Origin of the sequence: Rhizobium sp. AB2/73 (genome assembly GCF_020871915.1) — a bacterium.
GTDB lineage: Bacteria > Pseudomonadota > Alphaproteobacteria > Rhizobiales > Rhizobiaceae > Rhizobium > Rhizobium dioscoreae.
In genome coordinates, this window is sequence record NZ_CP067073.1 from 147,597 (window position 1) to 166,112 (window position 18,516).

Here is an 18,516-nt window from a genome sequence, read left to right on the forward strand (position 1 = left end):
CGGAGCTGATATGAATACGACGGAAAAGGTGATCTTCGAGCAATTCCCTTATTGGGAAAAAGCGATCGGACCGGTCTCCGCCCCGCAAGAAGCCGAACTGACGGTTTTTCTGGGCTGCGGCACATCCTACAATCTCGCTTTGTCGCTTGCGGCTCACGCCAATCTTGCCGGCTATCCGGCGATTGCCGTACCGGGTGCGGAATGGCTGAACCGGCCAGCCGCCGTCTGGCCGCGCTGGCGTAAGGCCCATCTGGTGGCCCTTTCGCGCAGCGGAGAAACGACGGAAACCGTTGCCGCCGCCAAGGCAAGCCGCAAGGCCGGCGTTTTCGTCACCGCCATCACGGTCGAGCCCGAAAGCTCGCTTGCCAAGAACTGCGACCGGCTGATCGAAGCGGCGACCCATAGCGATGAAGGCATCGTCATGACGGTCTCGGCAAGCCTGATGCTGCTTCTCGGCATGCAGATGGTCGGCACGGAGATCCCGCCCTCGATCACCCAATCGGCACGCCGTCTGGCTGATCAGCTCGACGCGGCTCTTCCGAAGATCATCGAAGGTCGCTCGCATTTCGTTTTCCTCGGCAGCGGATCGCTCTACGGCATTGCCTTGGAGGGTGCGCTGAAGCTGATGGAAATGAGCCAGGTCGTCACCCAGGGCTTCCATCCGCTCGAATACCGCCATGGACCGATCAGCCTCGTCGATGAAAATACCGCTGTTGTCATGCTCTACAGCGCCGATCAGAAGGCGGCGGAAGCGCTGCTGATCGAGGAGTTGCGGCAAAAGGGAGCGGCCGTCATCGGCTTTGGCGGTCCAGGCGATCTGGAACTGACTGTCGATTGCGATCCGGCGCTCGCTGGCCTCTGCGTGTTGCCGGCTCTGCAGATTCTCGGCGAACGGGCAGCACAGTCGAAGGGTGTCGATACGGTATCGCCCCGTCATCTGACCAAGGTTGTGATGCTCGGATGAACGCCTCCGTCGAACATAATCGCCGTGCGGCGCTGAAAAAGCTTCTCGGCGATCGCGTCAAGACACTGCCGCACGGCATCACCTCCGTTTGCTCCGCGCATCCGCTTGTCATCGAGGCGGCGCTCAAGCGTGCGGCTTCGGAAGGGGCGGTCGCGCTGATCGAAGCGACCTGCAATCAGGTCAATCAGGACGGCGGCTATACCGGGATGACGCCCCGCGATTTCCGCCGTTTCGTCGAGGAGATCGCCGTCGCGGTCGGCCTTCCCATCGATCGCCTTATCCTGGGCGGCGACCATCTCGGGCCGAACCCGTGGAGGAAGCTTCCCGTGGAGGAAGCAATGGCGAAGGCCGAAGCGATGATCGCCACCTATATCGAGGCGGGCTTCGAAAAGATCCATCTCGATACCTCGATGGGCTGCGCGGGCGAGCCCGTCGCCTTGGCTGACGAACTGACGGCGGAACGTGCCGCGCGGCTCGCCCGCGTGGCGGAAGAGGCCGCTCGTCGCTCCGGCCTCCGACCACCGGTCTATATTATCGGAACCGAGGTCCCGCCGCCGGGCGGCGCCACCCACGCCCTCGACGAGCTTGAGGTGACGCGAGCAGAGGCGGCGATAAACACGCTGGCGGTGCATCGTGCCGCCTTCGCCAAGGCCGGTGTCGAAAGCGCCCTGGAGCGGGTGATCGCCATCGTCGTCCAGCCCGGCGTCGAGTTCGGCAATGCCAATGTCGTCCTTTACAGACCCGATCGCGCGGATGGCTTGATTGGCGCTCTCGACCAAATGCCTGGCTTGCTCTTTGAGGCGCATTCCACGGACTATCAGCCCGGGGACGCGCTCGCCGCCCTCGTGCAGGGCGGTTTCGCGATCCTAAAGGTCGGCCCGGGCCTGACCTTTGCCTTGCGGGAGGCGCTCTATGGCCTCGATGCCATCGCATCGGTTCTCGCCGGAAGGGCTCCGCCTGATACGATCTATGCCACAATGGAGGCCCTGATGCTCGAAAATCCAGGTCACTGGAATTCCCATTATGGCGGCTCGGCCGAGGAACAGCGCCTGCAGCGCCATTTCAGCTATAGCGATCGCATCCGCTATTATTGGCCGAACGAGAAGGCGGCCGCGGCAGTCGAGACCCTGTTCGCGCGCTTCGAGGGCGATATTCCGGAAACGCTCATCAGCCAGTATCTCGGCCGGGTCTATCCGGCAGTGGTCGCAAGGAAGGTTCCGCCTCGGGCGCGCGATCTCTGCATCGCGGCTATCGATGCGGCCCTGGAACCCTATTCCGCGGCCACGATCGCATAGGTCGCCTTGGCGCGTTTGCCGGCCATGGTGGTCGGCAAGGGCGTTGGCGATCAGACACACGCTTTTCTAACTGGAGATCATAATGGCATCGGTCAGCGTGACGAGTGTCCGCAAGAGCTACGGTCACTTCGAAGTTCTGCATGGAGTGGATATCGATATCGAGGATGGCGAATTCGTCATTCTCGTCGGCCCTTCGGGCTGCGGAAAATCGACACTTCTTCGCATGATCGCCGGACTGGAGGAGATCAGCGGCGGTGAGGTCGCGATCGGCGGTCGGGTGGTCAACGACGTCGAAGCCAAGAGCCGCGACATCGCCATGGTGTTCCAATCCTACGCGCTTTATCCGCATATGACCGTCGAGGCGAACATGGGCTTTTCGCTTCGGCTGGCCAAGGCGCCGAAGGAGGAGATCCGGCAGCGCGTGCGCGATGCGGCGCAGATCCTCGGCTTGGAAAACCTGCTCGACCGCTATCCGCGCAATCTGTCCGGCGGCCAGCGCCAACGCGTTGCCATGGGCCGCGCGATCGTGCGTCAGCCACAGGTATTTCTCTTCGACGAACCGCTGTCCAATCTGGACGCCAAGCTGCGCGTGCAGATGCGCTCGGAAATCAAGCAGCTGCACCAACGTTTACGCACGACCACGATCTACGTCACCCATGATCAGATCGAAGCCATGACGATGGCGGACCGGATCGTCGTCATGCGCGACGGTTATGTCGAGCAGATCGGCTCGCCTCTGGAACTGTACGACCGACCCGCCAACCTGTTCGTTGCTGGCTTCATCGGCTCTCCGGGAATGAATCTCATCCGCGGCAAGATCAGCACCGCTGGTCCGCTGGAATTCCTCGCCGATGGCGGAGCGCGCCTTCCGTTGCCCGCAGGGCTCGACGTCACGCGTGGCGCGGAGGTTGTCTACGGCATGCGGCCCGAAAACATTGCCATGGGCGAGGGCGGCATCGATGCCGAAGTCGTGGTGGTGGAGCCGACCGGAGCGGAGACCCTGATTGTTTCTCGTATCGGGTCCGACGATCTCGTCATAGCGCTGCGCGAGCGGGTGGCCACGCAGGCTGGCGGCCGTCTTTCGTTGATACCTGATCTTGGAAGGCTGCATCTTTTCGACGCGGCGACCGGCCGGCGGCTGGAGTAAGCTCATTCGCCATTGCTCGCCGCCACCGGCCTCAGGATCGGTTGCATCGCGGCATCCGAGGACAGGCAATACAAGTCGGTAGCGGGAAGACCTTGGTTTCAGTCCGCAGCCAGCCAGGCTTTGATCCCTGTGAGGCTATGAAACTCGTCAACCGCACGCACTCTTCTTCCGGGTAGCGCAAGAGCTGCCATCTCCGCCAGGGCTCGACCCGGCCCCAGTTCGAGGATCGTCGTGACGCCACGTTCGGCCATGGCTTCGATCACGCCTGCCCAATCGATCCTTTCGGCCAATTGCCGCGCGAGCCCTCCGCGGGCGCGTTGCGGATCGACGACAAGCGTGGCACTGGTGGCGGTCATGAGGCGCAGCGCCGGGCGGCTCATGGCTACCGAGGCGAGAGTTTTGTCAAACGGTGCAACCGCACCGGCGAGCCGAGGTGTATGGGAGGCGACATGCACCGGCATCGGCGCGGCACGTGCCGCGCCTTCTTCAAGCGCGGCGGTGCATAGCGCATCGATCGATTGTCTGGCGCCGCCGAGGATGAACAGGAGACCGGGGTTCACGATGGCGATTGCGCAGCCGAAACGATCGGCAAGCTCCTGCACCGCCGCCATTGGCAAACCACGCACATAGCCAAGTCCGTCGTCCGGGCCGCCGGCGGCGTCCATTTCCCACGCCCGCTGATCGACCAGCCTCAAAGTGTCCATGGGCGACCAGATCCCAGCCACCCCCCATGCCGCTATTTCACCGACGCTGTAGCCAGCCACCATTGTTTCGCTTGGCGCTCCGGCCGGAAAAAGGGCGCGAGCAATCGCAAGCGCACGTATCACGCACAGGATCTGACCTTCGCGGTTCGCATGCAACGCGGCTTCGGGTGCGGTCCGGCAGAAGTCTGTTGGATGCGCCCCAAGCACCGCGGCCGCGGCCTCGAAGACGAGCTGCGCGTCGGGTTCCGCTGCCAGCAGCCGGAACATTTCCCGGCTCTGGTGGCCTTGGCCCGAACACAGCAGCGCGAGGGTCACGATTCCAACACCTCGGTAAACAGCGCCATGGCAAGGAGATCGGCGCAACCGCCCGGGCTGAGATTGCGCGCCACGAACGCCTCGTGAACGGCCTTGGCATCCCATCGCCAACTCGCGCGCGCGACCCCGCCGTCCGCCAGGAAGGAGCGGGCCTTGTCACGCGCGAAATTCAACCCTTCCGGGCCGGCACGATAAAGCAGATTGCTGTCGTCGACCACCGCGATCAGGGCCATGCAGGCATGAACCCTCGCGGCTTCCTCGTTACCCATGGCCAGGCGGCGCCCTTCGGCAAGCGCCGGGCGGGCGACATCGTAGACGGACGGCATGCCGGCGGCAGCCTCGGCCCGCGCGCCGCCGACCTGGTAGCGTCGCGCCACCAGGCTGCCGTGAGTGTCGTGCTCCGGCGCTTGGTTAAGGATGTCACGTCCCCAACGCTGAGCGACAAGGGTGCCAAGCGGCGCCTGCCAGGCGCGGGTCGCCGCCAGGCCGGCCGCCGCCGCCAGAAGGCCAAGGCCGAGTATGGCGCCGCGATGGGTGTTTACTCCGCCGGTCGCATCCCGCATTGCCTTTTCCGCCTCAATGCCGATTTGCCGCAGGCGATCCATGCCGGCGTTCATCGCGCCCGCCTCCGCGAGCGCGACGAAGAACGGCTCCAGCGTCCGAGCGCTCAGGCGCAGAAGATCCGCGTCCATGTCGGTGTGAGCGCCGTTGTCGATATGGCTGACCAATCCGGGCTTGGGCCAGGTTTCCACCTCCAGGACGAGCGCTTGGGCGGCATGCCGCCCGATCAGCTCGGGATCGTGATACTTGACGGCGACGGGACATGGTTCGGCCAGCAATGGAAACGTCATGCGAAGAGCGCCTCCCGCGCAATAAGGATCGATCCGGTATGGGATTTAACCAGGAGCTCCGGGTTTTCCGACAGCCATTCCCGCCACTGAACGGCCGCGCCGTAGGGCGTGATCAATTCCGCGTCGATCCGCATGGGCGCGTGTTCGGCAACATCGGTCAGTAAACCCGTCACTCGTCTTGCATCCGCGTCCGAGCGACACTCAACCAGAAGATCGAGATCGGAAGTATCGGCCAGATAGGAAAGGCCGGTCAGGTATTGCCAAGCCAGACTTCCGAAACAGCGACAAGAGGGGACTGACTCCAGAAGCGCGCCAATGGCCCGACACCATCGCGCCGGTGCCGCGGGCAGCGCGTCTCGCAATAGAGGAGGAGGTGCCGTCCGCATGACGGCAGCCGGCGGGCATGCGAGAGCGAGCCGTTTGCGCCCCATGCCTGGAGGAAGGGGCAGCCCCAAGGGTACGATATCCGCCGCGTCGCCGCAGGTCCGACGACGGAAGATTGCTGGTCGTCCCAATTCCGCCCATGCCAGCAGGTCGGTCTCCATTTCGTCCTGGACTTGTCCCTGCAGCAAGCCCGGCCATGCTTCGGAGCGCACATAGACAAGATCGTGACGGCGGAGGGCGGCGACGTCAACCATGGAGCAAAGCCAGCCGTTCTACTTCGGCCGCGATCATGGCGGCCTTCGGCCGACCGCCGCGATCCGCGCCCCATTGCGCGCGCGGATCGGGGGAAATGGGCTTGGCGAGAAGCGCGGCGAGCTGGGCGTTCAATGAGGACGCCGGATCCCACACTTCCGCTATGGCGCCGGTTGCGAGAAGATTATCGAGGCCGGGCGCGAAAACAGGCGTTGTCTCGGCCTTTTCTTTCAGCGTAGCGAGCGGCAGCTTGGTTACCCGGGCCATGGATGGCAGGTCCATGACTTCGGGCCATGCGGTGGGCAGGGCTGCCAGCGATCCGCAGGCCAGCGCGGTGGCAATGAAGGCGCCGGCAGCACTGCCGCCATAGAGAAGGCCGACTGTACGGTGTCCCGCATGCTCAGCCTGCCACAGCGCCTTTGCCAAATGCGCCAGCGCCTCGCTGAGACCCAGCAGTTCGTCACGCCGGCTCATGCGTTGGCTGCCGGAGTCGACCAGGAATAAAAGGGGTGAACTGTCCGGCCGCCGGGCGACCGACAGGATATGCCCGGCCAGCTCTATCGCCTCATCGACGCCTGGATAGGTCTTGTCGGCAATGCCGATCAGGTCGATCCGGTTTTGTCGGTCCAGCCGCCCCCAGCCGGTAACGCGCCCATCCGCCAGCGTTATCTCATGGCCGGCGGGAAAGAGTGAGGACAGGATATCAGCGAGCTGCATCGGCGCTCTCCCGATGGATATTGGCCGTGGTGAGGAAAGTCCCGATGTCCCGCTCCGGTATTTGCCCGGGGTCGTCGATCCGCAGCCGCGCCCATATCTCGGTGGCATCATGGGCATCGCCAAAATGGCGTAATCGATGTTCGAGCCGCGTCTGTTCCGCTTGCAGTACCGTCGGGTCTAAACTGGCCGGCCGTTGCAGCGCGGCAATCGCACCGGCGCGGAAGGCTGAGATATCGTCCTCGACGAAGATATCGGCTCCGCCGATCAGGTAGCGATGCTTGCCGCCCATGGTTCGCCAGACGAGCGCCCGATCGCGCGAGTCGAATTCTTCCACGCCCTTGTTCGTCTCGATGACCTCCGGCCCGGACACCGATAAACGACCCTGCTCGGAAATGACGAGTGCCGAACAGCAGCCGGCAATCAGGCTGCCGCCGCCGTAGCAGCCCGCCCGGCCGCCAAGAAGACCGATGACGCGCGCGCCCTCGGACCGTGCCTCCAGCACGGCGCGCATGATCTCGGAGATCGCCAATTCACCGGCATTGGCTTCCTGGAGGCGCACGCCGCCCGTGTCGAAGAGAATGACGATATCCCGCCGCATCTTGGTTGCGGCATGCAGCAGGCCCGTCAGCTTGGCGCCATGGACCTCGCCGATGGCACCGCCCATGAAGCGCCCTTCCTGGGCGGCCAACAGCACGGGGCGACCGTCGATGCGGCCGGCTCCGACGATGATGCCATCGTCGAACTGCCGGGGCAAATCGAAGAGTGAGAGGTGAGGGCTCGTCTCCCGTCGTTCCGGGCCAAGGAATTCGGTGAAGCTGTCGGCATCGAGCAGATGCAGCAGCCGGCCACGGGCGGATTCTTCATACCAGCTTCGGCGCGGCGTGCGAGAATCGGTCATTCTGGCTTCTCCATCAGCCGCACACCCTGAGCCAGGCGCAGCGCCACCATATCCGGCCGGGCGCCGCCGTCATTGATCGTGATGCGCAGGCCGCCGGCGGCGGAGCGTGCCGCGAAATCCTCGGTAACCGCTGCCCACAGCTCGGCGAAACCATGGGCCGGCGTCGCGATCTCGATGACGCAACGGTCCGGCGCCTCCCGTCGTTCAAGCAATACTTCGAGGTTGCCCGAAGCGACGACGCCCACCAGGGCGAGGGCGCGGGTCCCGCCGGTCTGTGCCGATTTCAGTTCATAAAGCAGATTTTCCATGGCGGTGGCCTACCAATTGCGGAACCGGGAAGGCGGCCTGTAGAGGCCGCCAGAGGCGAGCATCAGATCCTTGATGGAATGCGCGGCCAGCAGACTGCGATCGGCATCCAGGGGATCAATTCCAAGGTCTTCGGGACGCTGGATGACTTTGCGCTGACGCAGGTGCTCCACCATCTTGCGGTCTCGGGCGCGACCGACCTCGGTGTAACCGGCCACGCCACGGATCGCCTGTTCCCGCTCGTCCCTGTCGCGACACAACAGCAGATTGGCGATCCCCTCTTCCGTCACGATATGGGTTACGTCATCACCGTAAACCATCACGGGAGCCAGATCGAGCTGTAGCTTGTCGGCCAGATCCAGGGCGGCGAGACGCTCGACGAACATCGGCACCATGCCATCGCCGAAGGTTTCGCCGATCTGGACGACCAGCTTGCGGCCTCGGCGCAGGGCAGGGGTGGCAGCGGAGGGATCGGCTTCCCGGCCGGCACGCAGCCAGGCTTCGCTCGGATGGCGCCGGCCCCGCGCGTCCGATCCCATATTGGGGGCGCCGCCGAAACCGGCGACCCTGCTGCCGGTCACGGTCGAACTGTTGCCGGCAAGGTCGATTTGCAAGGTCGAGCCGATGAACATGTCGCAGGCATAGAGTCCGGCGGTCTGGCAGAAGGCGCGGTTGGAACGTAGCGAGCCGTCGGGCCCGGTGAAAAAAATGTCGGGGCGAGCCCGCATATAGTCTTCCATGCCCACTTCGGAGCCGAAGGAATGGATCTGCTCCACCCATCCGGCTTCGATGGCGGGGATCAAGGTGGGATGAGGGTTCAGTGCCCAGTGCGTGCAGACCTTGCCCTTCAATCCCAGTCGCTCGCCATAGGTTGGTAGCAGCAGTTCGATGGCCGCGGTGTTGAAGCCGATGCCATGGTTCAGACGGCGCACACCATAGGGCACATAGAGACCCTTGATCGCCAGCATGGCCGTCAGTATTTGCGTTTCGGTAATCGCCGCCGGATCGCGCGTGAACAGTGGCTCCACATAGAAGGGTCGCTTGGCATCCACGACGAAATGAACCTGGTCGGCGGGAATGTCGACGCGCGGCACGCGATCGACGATCTCGCCCACCTGGGCGACGACCAGCCCCTTGCCGAAGCTCGTCGCCTCCACCACCGTTGGCGTGTCTTCCGTATTCGGCCCCGTATAGAGATTTCCCTCTCTGTCCGCGCTGACCGCGGCGATGAGCGCCACCTTTGGCGTCAGATCAATAAAATAGCGGGCGAAGAGTTCCAGATAGGTATGGACCGCACCCAGTTCGATCTGACCGCCGAACATCATGCGCGCGATGCGAGCCGACTGCGGGCCGGAATAAGAAAAATCGAGCCTTCGGGCGATGCCGCTTTCGAAAATGTCGAGATGCTCCGGCAGGACCACGCCCGATTGTACCATATGCAGGTCGTGTATCCTGGCGACATCGACCTTGGACAGCGCCTTGGCCAAAAGGTCCGCCTGCTTCTGGTTGTCGCCCTCGAGGCAAACGCGATCTCCAGGCTTCAGGATCGCTTCCAGGAAAGCGACGAGCTGCTGCGGGTCGACGAGCTTCCCGGCAGAGAAACGCTGGCCGGCCTCGATACGCGCCAGCCTGTCGCGACCTTTCGTGTTCCAATCAAGCATTTGATGGCCCTATGTATGCGCAAGAGCGTGATTATGGAAATATAATGTACACACAATTGCGAAAACTGCAACAAGGTGTATTTTAAAATCGTCGTGCGGTCTATCCGTATGCATTGGAGGAGGAAAAATGGTGAACTGGTATTTCTATCGAAGCGCATGCAGGGAGGATCGCTCATGATGATATCCGGTGTCGCGATGCTTGCCCTTTGCACCCTCTTGGGAAGCATCCTCGGTGATCTCCTGGGGGTAGCGCTTGGCGTGAAGGCGAATGTCGGCGGTGTTGGCATTGCCATGATCCTGCTTATCGCCACGCGGCTTTGGCTGAGTAGGCGGGGCTTGCTGACGCTGCCGCTCAAACTCGGTGTCGAGTTCTGGGGCGCTCTCTACATCCCGATCGTCGTCGCCATGGCGGCGCAGCAAAACGTGCTGGTGGCCGCGCGCAGCGGTCCGCTGGTGCTGATCGCCGGTATCGTGACGGTTTTCGTTTGTTTCGCGACCGTCGCCCTGATGAGTCGCATCGGCGAGAGAGGCGAAACGATGGACGAAATCGAAGCGAGGGCCAGGGGTGAGCTTGCCACCTCCGGCAATCCGGTCTGAGGGAGGCCGCCATGGAGATCTTGAAACACGGCTTGACCGCCAACAGCCTGCTTACCGCATTCGCCATCGTCGGATTGGTCATGTGGCTGTCGAACGCCATTTCGAAACATGTCCTGTTCGGCCGCGTCCACGGCTCGGCCATAGCAATCGTTCTGGGGCTCGCCGCCGCCTTCGCGGCTGGTTTGTGGACCGGAGGCGAGAAAGGGGTGGTGGATATTCCAATCCTTAGTGGCATCGGCCTCATGGGCGGAGCCATGCTGCGCGATTTCGCCATCGTCGCCACGGCCTTCGAGGTCGATGTCGGCCAAGCACGCAAGGCTGGCGCTGTCGGTGCGCTTGCTCTTGGCCTCGGCACGGTTCTTCCGTTCATTGTCGGCTCGTTGCTCGCCGTCGCTTTCGGCTACACGGATGCGATATCCATAACGACGATCGGCGCCGGTGCCGTTACCTACATCGTGGGACCTGTGACGGGAGCCGCTCTGGGCGCAAGCTCGGCCGTGATCGCGCTGTCGATTGCGACCGGTGTTTTCAAGGCGGTCCTTGTCATGGTCGGAACGCCGATCGTCGCCAAGGCGATCGGTCTCGACAATCCTCGTAGCGCCATGGTGTTCGGCGGCCTGATGGGAACCGTCAGCGGCGTGTCCGGCGGCCTGGCGGCGACCGATCGCCGTCTCGTCCCCTATGGCGCACTGACGGCGACGTTTCACACGGGGCTGGGCTGCCTTGTAGCGCCTTCGATCCTTTATCTCGCCGTCAGGGCGATTGCAGGGGGCTGAAACAATATGGGAAAGCCGGTCGAACCGGTGCAGGAAAAGGGTTTTTAGACGTCGCATCCTGCACGGGATCGCCGGTACGATTTCGGCGCCCGGCTATAGCTCGACGCTTGCCGATCCAGCCGTCGTCGACGGCCTCCTCGCCAACAGGCAAAACGGGCCGGATGCTGCATCGTGCTTCATATCGATTGCTATCTGTCGAATTGGATGGTGTAAAACTGAATGGTTGCCCGCCAAATCGGAAACAAGGTTTGATATGACGGAATTTGACGAAGCTGGATCGATCGGTCAGCGCATTAAACTGGTGCTGATGGATGAGATTTCCTCCGGCGCCATAAGGCCCGGCACAAGCCTGGACGAGGCAACGCTCAGCAGCCGCTTCGGCGCTTCCCGCACGCCGGTAAGGGATGCGTTACGTCAGTTGGAGGCGATCGGGCTCGTCGAGATTCGTCCGCGGCGAGGCGCAACCGTCCTGCCGCTGACCTTGCCGCGGCTGATGGAGATGTTCGAAGTGACCGCCGAGATGGAATGCATGTGCGTCCGCCTGGCGACCCATCGGATAACGGGCGTGGAGCGCGCGGTTCTGACCGAAATTCATGAGCGTTCCGAACTCGCGGCGAAGGCAGACGACTTTGAACAGTATGACAAGCTCAATTTGTCCTTCCACGAAACGCTGTATCGCGGTGCGCATAACGAGTTTCTGTTTGATGAATTGATGAGGCTGCGGGCGAGATTGCTGCCATTCCGCAGGACTCAGCTGCGGCAACCGAAGCGATTGACGGCTTCATTCCTTGAGCACGAGGCGATCCTGCGCGCTATGATCCGGGGCGATGCGACGGAAGCGGCCCTGGTCATGCGCGAACATATGCTGAATGCGGCCTTGGCATTGGCGCGCTACATGGAAATCGACGAGGCAGCCGAATGAACAGCCAAACGAATCCACCGTCCGGATCTCAGCACGCATCCGGCAGGCCGCTCAGCCTCTCCCAATCTGATCCCGTCCCGCGGTTCGGGTCAATCACAGGAATTGCTACCGCTGCGGCTGATTGATTTTAGCGGGCTGACCAGCATCCGAGCCACCCTCAAGTCTGCTGTGGCTTCTCGATTGACCTGACCGAATCCCCGGCACCGATAACAGCGCCTTGGTCAGATCGTTGGTGCCTGACTTCAGCCTCTTTCGCGAAGGGCATCGATGACGACGGAGAATGCGCGAAGATTCTGTCGGCGGCTGGGATAATAGAGGTAGTAGCCCGCGAATTTCGGACACCAGTCGTCGAGGACAAGTTGAAGCCGCCCGGCCTCCAGATGGTGCTCGACATAGCTTTCCGGAACGTAGGCAATTCCGTGTCCGTCGAGAGCGGCCGATATCATCTCGCGATCGGTATTCAACGTGAGTTGGCCCTCGACCCTGACCCGGATCTCCTCTCCGTCCTTCTCGAACTCCCAGGCATAGAGACCGCCGATGCGGCCGAGGCGTCGTCGAATGCAGTTGTGACGCATCAGCTCCTGTGGGGTCAGCGGTGCTGATCGGGTTCTAAAATACTCTGGCGAGCCGACCGCCACCAGCCTCCAGTCGGGGCCGATGCGTACCGCGATCATGTCCTTCTCGAGGCTTTCGCCAAGCCTGACGCCGGCATCGAACCCGTCCTCGATGATGTTCCGGAAGCTGCCATCGACGCTGAGCTCAAGCTTGATATCAGGGTAATCGGCAAGGATGGACGACAATTTCGGCCACACGACACTTTCCATGGCGTGGTTGGAAAGCGTGATCCTGACGGTTCCTGCCGGGCGTTCCCGATAGACGGTCAACGCTTCGATGTCCGCTTCGATTTCGGCGATGCGAGGAGACAGGGACTGTTGCAGCCGTTCGCCCGCCTCGGTCAGTCCAACGCTTCTCGTCGTGCGCGCCAGCAGGCGCATGCCAAGACGTTCTTCAAGTTTCTTCACCGCATGACTGAGCGTCGATTGGGATGTGCCCAGCTTTGCGGCCGCTTTCGTGAAGCTCCGTTCCTCGGCGACGGCCAGGAACACCAGCAGTTCGTTGAAATTTTCCCGTGGCATAAGCTTGTCCTATCCCATATTCGCGGGCCGAATTAATATCAATTTTCGATAGGTTCATACAAATTACCCCATCTAATCCGATTTATCGAGCGATGCTATGTGTTCTCCCGAATGCGAAACGGACAGGCGCAACGCGCCCCGACGGGAGACCAGGCCATGCTCGCGACAATCCTTCATCAATCCCGGAAAGGTCTTCGATCCGGCGGTTCCGCTTGCCGATGTCGCGCATGGTTACAAGGCCATGGATGAGCGCCGGGCCATCAAGGCACTGCTCAGGACGTGACGAGCAGGCCATGAAGAAAAGGCAATTCATCGCCGCGATGAGCGCCCCTGCCACCATCAAGACTTTTCGCTGAACAGCGCGTTCCGGGCAACTTTGGACAATTGTTATGGAAACCACCTATGACCGCGCCGCCGAGCGTGCGGCCAGCCCATGGGCCGCGATCATCTGCATGACGCTGATGACCTTTACCCTCGTCGCTTCCGAGTTTCTTCCCGTCAGCCTGCTAACCCCGCTCGCAGAGGAGCTTGGCATTACCGCGGGGCAGGCGGGGCAGGCGATTTCCGTTTCCGGATTTTTCGCGGTCGTCACCAGCCTGTTCAGCAACACGGTGCTGTGGCGGCTGGATCGGCGAACGGTGGTCCTGTCCTATACGATCGTGATGGTGCTCTCGGGTCTGGCGATCACATTCGCGCCCAACTATCTCGTCTTCATGCTCGGCCGCGCGCTGATCGGCATCGCGATCGGCGGTTTCTGGTCGCTGTCCACCTCTATCGTCGCGCGCATCGCTGCCGAACAGGACATTCCAAAGGCCCTCGCCATGCTGCAGGGCGGTACTGCTCTGGCCACGGTCATCGCTCAGCCGTTGGGAAGCTTCCTCGGCGGATTGATAGGCTGGCGCGGCGCCTTCTTCATCGTCGTTCCGGTCGGCATCATCGCCTTCGTCTGGCAGATCTTCGCCTTGCCGCGAATACCCGGCGGTTCGAAGAATGACGGGGGCGGTCCGCTCGGGTTGCTGCGAAACCGCGTTTTGGCAATCAGCATGGCCGCCATGTCCTTCTTCTTCATGGGCCAATTCGCGCTATCGACCTATCTTCGACCGCTCCTTGGAGATGTGACGAGGCTTGATGTGAACGAGCTGTCGGTCGTGCTCCTCGGCATCGGCCTGTTCGGCCTGCTAGGCACGTCCTTGATCGGCTTCCTGCTGCGAGCGCATCTGGATGCCGTCCTCGCCGGATTCCCCGCGGCGCTCGCCGCGATCGCTCTGCTGCTGATCCCGCTCGCACCTTCGGGTATTGCGGTCGCCGCGCTCCTCTGCCTGTTTGGGTTCTTCGCCACGCCCATTCCTGTTGCCTGGAACACATGGATGACCCGCGCCATCCCAGACAAACTCGAGGCCGGCGGCGGGCTGCTGGTGGCGCTGATCCAGTCGGCAATCACCGCCGGTGCCTTCACAGGCGGGCTGCTGTTCGACGGCGTCGGATGGTGGAGCCCATTCGCCTATAGCGGTGTTCTGTTTCTGGCGGCCGCCATCATTGCGTTCACCGCAAGACGGACCGAGTGATCTGGGACAGGCGCGGATAGGCCCGCGATGTGAAATGGGATCCCGACCCCGGCCGACAGCCTCGCCGGGCATGCCCCCAGGCTGTGGTCGATATCAATCATGTCTGCAAAATATGCCTGCGGGTCAGTTCCTTGAGCATATCGACGTCGCGCTTCTCTATTGCGTCGATCATCTGCTGGTGCTCGCGGCCGGACTGCTCGATGCGGGCTCGGGTTCGCCATTGCGAGACCGGTGCCGATGAGGTGCGTTGCCGGATTTCGGTGATGAGTTCGACAAGCTCCTGATTTCCTGCAAGTACCAGCAGGTATCGGTGAAAAGCGAGATTGGCTTCGTAAAGCTCGAGCATGGTGCCATTGAGCACCAGATCGTCGAAACGCGAAGCCAGCGCGCGCAAATTGGCAATATCCGCATCGTCGGCATTGGCGACGATGCGATCGCTGATCGCCACTTCGAGGATCACGCGGATATCGCTTACTTCCTGGGCGCGGCGCCCATCCTGCTCGTGCACGTGATAGCCGCGATTGGGAATGTGCTCGACAAGCCGCTTCTGCACGAGGCGGTCGAGCGCCCGCCGCACCTGCGGCCTCGTACAGCTGTACCGACGCTCCAGATCGATCTGCTTCAGCCATGTTCCGGGCGGGAGCCTGCCCGCGAGGATGTCCTGGAGAATGAGCTCGGTCACGTCGGCGGCCTCTCCTCCCCGCGACGGCGCCGCCGCTTCAGCTTCCAGCGAGTTCATGCAGCTCTCCCAGACCTTCCCAAGTTGGCGATGACTATCATAGGTCCACATTTTTCAACATGGCGCGCGTTATGGCTGCTGAAAAAATATTCATGCTTATCTCTTGCGCATCCGTTCTTATTGGCACATAAATTGGTACCAATTTAATATCCATTATATGAGGCGGATGGCAAGTCCATGCAAAATTCGGATGCGGTCTGGGACATTGTCGAAAGGAAAAGCGCGGAATTCTTCGCGCTCAGCGATCGGATCTGGGACATTCCTGAAACGAACTACATGGAATACAGATCCGCCGAAGAACATGCCACGATGCTTGGGCGTCAGGGGTTTCGTGTCGAGCGCGGCATCGCCGGCCTGCCGACGGCTGTCATGGGCGAAGCGGGCGAGGATGGTCCGGTCATCGCGATCCTCGGCGAGTTCGATGCGCTGCCCGGATTGAGCCAGGAAGCCGGTGTCGCGGAAGAGCGGCCGCTGGTCGATGGCGGCAATGGCCATGGCTGCGGCCATAACATGCTGGGCGCCGGCTCGATGCTCGCGGCGGCCGCGGTCAAGGATTTCCTCGCGGAAAACGGCCTGAAGGGCAGGGTGCGCTATTACGGTTGCCCGGCCGAGGAGGGTGGATCCTCCAAGGGCTTCATGGTTCGTGCTGGCGTTTTCGATGATGTCGATATCGCCATCTCCTGGCATCCGGCGGCCTTCGCCGGCGTCAACAATCCCATTTCGCTCGCCTGCAACGAGATCAATTTCCACTTTTCCGGCCGTGCCTCGCACGCTTCGGCCACGCCTCATCTTGGCCGCAGCGCGCTGGATGCGGTCGAGCTGATGAATGTCGGTGTCAACTACATGCGCGAACACATGCCCTCGACGGCGCGCATCCACTATGCCGTCACCGATACTGGCGGCGCGGCCCCCAATGTCGTGCAGGCGCGCGCCACCGTGCGTTATCTCGTGCGGGCGCGGACCCTGCCGGAACTCCTTTCGCTGGTCGCCCGGGTCAAGAAGGTGGCCGAGGGTGCCGCCTTGATGACGGAGACGACCGTTCGCAGCGAGATCATCAGCGGTGACGCCAATCTCGTTGGCAATACACCGCTCGAGGAATGCATGTTCGCGCAGCTGGATCGGCTCGGGCCGCCCGTATTTGACGACGCGGATCGCGAGACCGCGCTGAAGTTTCAGCAGACCTTCAGCGCGGAGGATATTGCCGCTTCCTACGGCCGATTTGCATTGAAGCCGAAGAAGGGCCAGGCGCTCTGTGAGGAAATCTTTCCCTTGAACGCCGGCGATGGCACCCTGGTAGGCTCGACCGATGTCGGAACGGTCAGCTGGGTCGTCCCGACCGTGCAGATGCGCGGCGCCACCTATGCGATCGGCACGCCCGGCCACTCCTGGCAGCTCGTCGCGCAGGGCAAGTTGCCTGTCGCTCACAAGGGCACCGAACATGCCGCCAAGGTGATGGCGAGCACGGCCGTCGAACTCATCCGCAATCCCGCACTCATCGCGGCCGCCAAGGAAGATCACAAGGCACGTCTCGAAGGTACGCCCTTCGTCAACCCGATCCCGGACGATGTCGAGCCGCCGCTGCCGGAGAAGGCCAATGGCTGAGGCCGGTCTGAAGCCCGATCGCGCGCGCTTGATGGCGCATATCGGCGAATTCGCGCGCCGGGTAAAGCTTTCGGGCACGGCCGAAGAGCTGGAAAGCTTCCGCTATCTCCAGTCTGAGATGGACGGCTTTGGCTATCGCACGCGGCTTTTGTCGCACGATGCCTTCATCAGCTTGCCACGTGCCGCCACGGTTGAGATCGATGGCGAGAACCTTCGTTGCATCACGCATTCCATGTCGGTCTCGACACCAGCCGCGGGGGTAACCGGCAATCTCATCCATGTCGGCGAGGGAACCGAGGCCGATTTCGCGGACAAGGATATTGCCGGCAAGATCGTCCTGGTCGATGGTATCGCGACCGAAGAAGTGGCCGCGCTTGCGAGTGCTTTCGGCGCGCTCGGCGAACTTCACATCAGTCCGAACGAGCATCTCTATGAGATGTGCGTCTCCCCGGTCTGGGGCAGCCCGTCGCAACACACGCGCGACAGACTGCCGACGACCGTCATCTGCTCGATCGCTAAGGATGATGGCGGCCGCCTGCGTGAAAGACTGGCGCGCGGAGAGGCCGTGACTGCAACGCTTTGCGCGGAGGTCGACACGGGTTGGCGCGAGACGCCCTTGCTTGTTGCCGAGCTTCAACCGAAAGGCGACGATGGACCTTTCGTCCTGTTTTCCGGCCATCACGATACCTGGCATTTCGGGGTCATGGACAATGGCGGCGCCAATGCGACGATGCTCGAGGCGGCGCGCCTGCTCGCGCTTCGTGCCTCGGAATGGCGCAGGGGCTTGCGCATATGCTTCTGGTCCGGTCATTCCCATGGCCGCTACTCCGGTTCAGCTTGGTACGCCGACGAGTATTTCGACGAACTCGATCGCCGCTGCGCCGTCCATGTCAATGTCGATTCCACCGGCGGCGAGGGTGCTACCGTCCTCACCAATTCCGGTGTGATCGACGAACTCAGGCCCTTGGCTGCGGATGTGATCGAGCGTGTGACCGGACAGAAACATGCCGGCAGGCGTCATGGCCGCGCTGCGGATCAGTCCTTCTGGGGTATCGGTATTCCCTCGATGTTCGGCAGCCTCAGCCATCAGCCGCCGGGCCCTGTCAAGATGCTGACAGCGCTCGGATGGTGGTGGCATACGCCGCACGACACCGTCGAACATATCGATCCGGACAATCTTTGCCGGGACACGGCGATTGTTCTCGAAGTTCTCTGGCGGCTGCTGACTTTGCCCGTCCTGCCGCTGGATTACACTCAATATGCCGCCTCTCTCGACGAGCAGATTGGGCAATTGCAGGCAGCGCTTGCCGGCCGTCTCGACATCTCCGGCCTGTCCCGGGCCATCGAAGACTTGCGCGTCAACGCAAATTCGCTTCTGCAGGTGAGGGATCCCACGCCGGAAAGAGCAGCGCGGATCGATGCCTCGCTGATGCATGCCGGGCGGCATCTGGTGCCGCTGAACTATACGAGCGGCGAACGCTTCCATCCCGACTCCGCGCTGCCGCACGTCGCCTGGCCCTCTCTGGAAGGGCTGCGCGCGCTGGCGAGACTGGATGAAGGCTCGCCGGATACCGCCTTCTACGTCGTTCACGCGCGTCAGACGAGAAATCGCATCGCTCACGCGCTGCGGGAGGCCAATGCCGCCCTGCGAGCGGCTCTGGAGAACTGACGCCGAGAATACCGGA

The 18,516-nt window shown here is 62.4% G+C and carries 19 protein-coding genes; 10 read left to right on the top strand and 9 right to left on the bottom strand.

Annotation, left to right across the window (positions count from 1 at the left end):
• Window positions 1–10: 10 nt before the first annotated feature.
• The 3 genes from I8E17_RS26575 to ugpC all read left to right on the top strand — a co-directional run bounded on the left by I8E17_RS26575 (window position 11) and on the right by ugpC (window position 3,406).
• Complete coding sequence (locus I8E17_RS26575; protein ID WP_069614104.1) at window positions 11–964, top strand: SIS domain-containing protein; 954 nt, start codon at window positions 11–13, stop codon at window positions 962–964.
• The gene (locus I8E17_RS26580; RefSeq protein WP_069614105.1) at window positions 961–2,259 is read left to right on the top strand and encodes a D-tagatose-bisphosphate aldolase, class II, non-catalytic subunit; all 1,299 of its coding nucleotides are present in this window, start codon (window positions 961–963) and stop codon (window positions 2,257–2,259) included. Before I8E17_RS26575 ends, I8E17_RS26580 begins: the two co-directional genes overlap by 4 nt.
• 82 nt (window positions 2,260–2,341) lie before the next feature.
• Complete coding sequence (ugpC, locus tag I8E17_RS26585) at window positions 2,342–3,406, top strand: sn-glycerol-3-phosphate ABC transporter ATP-binding protein UgpC (RefSeq protein WP_069614106.1); 1,065 nt, start codon at window positions 2,342–2,344, stop codon at window positions 3,404–3,406.
• Window positions 3,407–3,504: 98 nt separating this feature from the next.
• On the opposite strand, the gene I8E17_RS26590 is transcribed toward ugpC, so the two are convergent.
• Genes I8E17_RS26590 through mdcA form a run of 7 tightly spaced genes read right to left on the bottom strand, consistent with a single transcriptional unit; the run spans window position 3,505 to window position 9,494 of the window.
• Window positions 3,505–4,425 carry an acyltransferase domain-containing protein gene (locus I8E17_RS26590; RefSeq protein ID WP_069614107.1) on the bottom strand — a complete coding sequence of 307 codons (921 nt, stop codon included), beginning with the start codon at window positions 4,423–4,425 and terminating at the stop codon, window positions 3,505–3,507.
• Window positions 4,422–5,276, bottom strand: a complete 855-nt coding sequence (gene mdcB, locus I8E17_RS26595) for a triphosphoribosyl-dephospho-CoA synthase MdcB (protein ID WP_069614108.1) — start codon at window positions 5,274–5,276, stop codon at window positions 4,422–4,424. The genes I8E17_RS26590 and mdcB overlap by 4 nt, the downstream gene beginning before the upstream one ends.
• Window positions 5,273–5,914 carry a malonate decarboxylase holo-[acyl-carrier-protein] synthase gene (gene mdcG, locus I8E17_RS26600; protein ID WP_069614109.1) on the bottom strand — a complete coding sequence of 214 codons (642 nt, stop codon included), beginning with the start codon at window positions 5,912–5,914 and terminating at the stop codon, window positions 5,273–5,275. Before mdcG ends, mdcB begins: the two co-directional genes overlap by 4 nt.
• Window positions 5,907–6,629: a biotin-independent malonate decarboxylase subunit gamma gene (locus I8E17_RS26605; protein WP_069614110.1), complete on the bottom strand. Its 723-nt coding sequence runs from the start codon at window positions 6,627–6,629 to the stop codon at window positions 5,907–5,909. The genes mdcG and I8E17_RS26605 overlap by 8 nt, the downstream gene beginning before the upstream one ends.
• Complete coding sequence (locus I8E17_RS26610) at window positions 6,616–7,527, bottom strand: biotin-independent malonate decarboxylase subunit beta (RefSeq protein WP_069614111.1); 912 nt, start codon at window positions 7,525–7,527, stop codon at window positions 6,616–6,618. The genes I8E17_RS26605 and I8E17_RS26610 overlap by 14 nt, the downstream gene beginning before the upstream one ends.
• On the bottom strand, window positions 7,524–7,835 hold the full coding sequence (gene mdcC, locus I8E17_RS26615; protein ID WP_069614112.1) for a malonate decarboxylase acyl carrier protein: 312 nt from the start codon (window positions 7,833–7,835) through the stop codon (window positions 7,524–7,526). The genes I8E17_RS26610 and mdcC overlap by 4 nt, the downstream gene beginning before the upstream one ends.
• A 9-nt stretch (window positions 7,836–7,844) precedes the next feature.
• The gene (mdcA, locus tag I8E17_RS26620) at window positions 7,845–9,494 is read right to left on the bottom strand and encodes a malonate decarboxylase subunit alpha (RefSeq protein ID WP_069614113.1); all 1,650 of its coding nucleotides are present in this window, start codon (window positions 9,492–9,494) and stop codon (window positions 7,845–7,847) included.
• 174 nt (window positions 9,495–9,668) lie between these two features.
• Here mdcA and madL point away from each other — a divergent pair, with 174 nt between their 5' ends.
• The 3 genes from madL to I8E17_RS26635 all read left to right on the top strand — a co-directional run bounded on the left by madL (window position 9,669) and on the right by I8E17_RS26635 (window position 11,789).
• On the top strand, window positions 9,669–10,091 hold the full coding sequence (gene madL, locus I8E17_RS26625) for a malonate transporter subunit MadL (RefSeq protein WP_069614414.1): 423 nt from the start codon (window positions 9,669–9,671) through the stop codon (window positions 10,089–10,091).
• Window positions 10,092–10,102: 11 nt separating this feature from the next.
• Window positions 10,103–10,867, top strand: coding sequence for a malonate transporter subunit MadM (madM, locus tag I8E17_RS26630; protein ID WP_069614114.1), 765 nt, complete (start codon window positions 10,103–10,105; stop codon window positions 10,865–10,867).
• A gap of 253 nt (window positions 10,868–11,120) precedes the next feature.
• On the top strand, window positions 11,121–11,789 hold the full coding sequence (locus tag I8E17_RS26635) for a GntR family transcriptional regulator (protein WP_069614115.1): 669 nt from the start codon (window positions 11,121–11,123) through the stop codon (window positions 11,787–11,789).
• A gap of 242 nt (window positions 11,790–12,031) precedes the next feature.
• Here the strand turns inward: I8E17_RS26635 and I8E17_RS26640 are convergent, their stop codons facing one another.
• Window positions 12,032–12,925: a LysR family transcriptional regulator gene (locus I8E17_RS26640; protein ID WP_069614116.1), complete on the bottom strand. Its 894-nt coding sequence runs from the start codon at window positions 12,923–12,925 to the stop codon at window positions 12,032–12,034.
• Between the two features lie 97 nt (window positions 12,926–13,022).
• Between I8E17_RS26640 and I8E17_RS26645 the strand changes: the two genes are divergently transcribed.
• The gene (locus tag I8E17_RS26645) at window positions 13,023–13,208 is read left to right on the top strand and encodes a hypothetical protein (RefSeq protein WP_069614117.1); all 186 of its coding nucleotides are present in this window, start codon (window positions 13,023–13,025) and stop codon (window positions 13,206–13,208) included.
• A gap of 106 nt (window positions 13,209–13,314) precedes the next feature.
• On the top strand, window positions 13,315–14,490 hold the full coding sequence (locus I8E17_RS26650) for an MFS transporter (protein WP_069614118.1): 1,176 nt from the start codon (window positions 13,315–13,317) through the stop codon (window positions 14,488–14,490).
• A 97-nt stretch (window positions 14,491–14,587) separates the two neighbouring features.
• Here I8E17_RS26650 and I8E17_RS26655 read toward each other — a convergent pair whose 3' ends face one another.
• Window positions 14,588–15,229 (bottom strand): GntR family transcriptional regulator, encoded by a 642-nt coding sequence (locus I8E17_RS26655; RefSeq protein ID WP_069614119.1) that lies wholly within the window; start codon window positions 15,227–15,229, stop codon window positions 14,588–14,590.
• A 177-nt stretch (window positions 15,230–15,406) separates the two neighbouring features.
• Here I8E17_RS26655 and I8E17_RS26660 point away from each other — a divergent pair, with 177 nt between their 5' ends.
• Window positions 15,407–16,831 (top strand): M20 family metallopeptidase, encoded by a 1,425-nt coding sequence (locus I8E17_RS26660; RefSeq protein WP_069614120.1) that lies wholly within the window; start codon window positions 15,407–15,409, stop codon window positions 16,829–16,831.
• Complete coding sequence (locus I8E17_RS26665) at window positions 16,824–18,500, top strand: M28 family peptidase (RefSeq protein WP_113366162.1); 1,677 nt, start codon at window positions 16,824–16,826, stop codon at window positions 18,498–18,500. Before I8E17_RS26660 ends, I8E17_RS26665 begins: the two co-directional genes overlap by 8 nt.
• Window positions 18,501–18,516 lie beyond the last annotated feature (16 nt).

Excerpts from the sequence above, each read along its gene's own strand:
- mdcC (WP_069614112.1), bottom strand. The coding sequence starts at position 7,835 with ATGGAAAATCTGCTTTATGAACTGAAATCGGCACAGACCGGCGGGACC.
- madL (WP_069614414.1), top strand. The coding sequence starts at position 9,669 with ATGATGATATCCGGTGTCGCGATGCTTGCCCTTTGCACCCTCTTGGGA.
- I8E17_RS26575 (WP_069614104.1), top strand. The coding sequence starts at position 11 with ATGAATACGACGGAAAAGGTGATCTTCGAGCAATTCCCTTATTGGGAA.
- mdcA (WP_069614113.1), bottom strand. The coding sequence starts at position 9,494 with ATGCTTGATTGGAACACGAAAGGTCGCGACAGGCTGGCGCGTATCGAG.
- I8E17_RS26610 (WP_069614111.1), bottom strand. The coding sequence starts at position 7,527 with ATGACCGATTCTCGCACGCCGCGCCGAAGCTGGTATGAAGAATCCGCC.
- I8E17_RS26605 (WP_069614110.1), bottom strand. The coding sequence starts at position 6,629 with ATGCAGCTCGCTGATATCCTGTCCTCACTCTTTCCCGCCGGCCATGAG.
- I8E17_RS26635 (WP_069614115.1), top strand. The coding sequence starts at position 11,121 with ATGACGGAATTTGACGAAGCTGGATCGATCGGTCAGCGCATTAAACTG.
- I8E17_RS26580 (WP_069614105.1), top strand. The coding sequence starts at position 961 with ATGAACGCCTCCGTCGAACATAATCGCCGTGCGGCGCTGAAAAAGCTT.
- I8E17_RS26665 (WP_113366162.1), top strand. The coding sequence starts at position 16,824 with ATGGCTGAGGCCGGTCTGAAGCCCGATCGCGCGCGCTTGATGGCGCAT.
- I8E17_RS26640 (WP_069614116.1), bottom strand. The coding sequence starts at position 12,925 with ATGCCACGGGAAAATTTCAACGAACTGCTGGTGTTCCTGGCCGTCGCC.
- I8E17_RS26660 (WP_069614120.1), top strand. The coding sequence starts at position 15,407 with ATGCAAAATTCGGATGCGGTCTGGGACATTGTCGAAAGGAAAAGCGCG.
- mdcB (WP_069614108.1), bottom strand. The coding sequence starts at position 5,276 with ATGACGTTTCCATTGCTGGCCGAACCATGTCCCGTCGCCGTCAAGTAT.
- I8E17_RS26645 (WP_069614117.1), top strand. The coding sequence starts at position 13,023 with ATGTGTTCTCCCGAATGCGAAACGGACAGGCGCAACGCGCCCCGACGG.
- I8E17_RS26650 (WP_069614118.1), top strand. The coding sequence starts at position 13,315 with ATGGAAACCACCTATGACCGCGCCGCCGAGCGTGCGGCCAGCCCATGG.
- I8E17_RS26655 (WP_069614119.1), bottom strand. The coding sequence starts at position 15,229 with ATGAACTCGCTGGAAGCTGAAGCGGCGGCGCCGTCGCGGGGAGGAGAG.
- mdcG (WP_069614109.1), bottom strand. The coding sequence starts at position 5,914 with ATGGTTGACGTCGCCGCCCTCCGCCGTCACGATCTTGTCTATGTGCGC.
- ugpC (WP_069614106.1), top strand. The coding sequence starts at position 2,342 with ATGGCATCGGTCAGCGTGACGAGTGTCCGCAAGAGCTACGGTCACTTC.
- madM (WP_069614114.1), top strand. The coding sequence starts at position 10,103 with ATGGAGATCTTGAAACACGGCTTGACCGCCAACAGCCTGCTTACCGCA.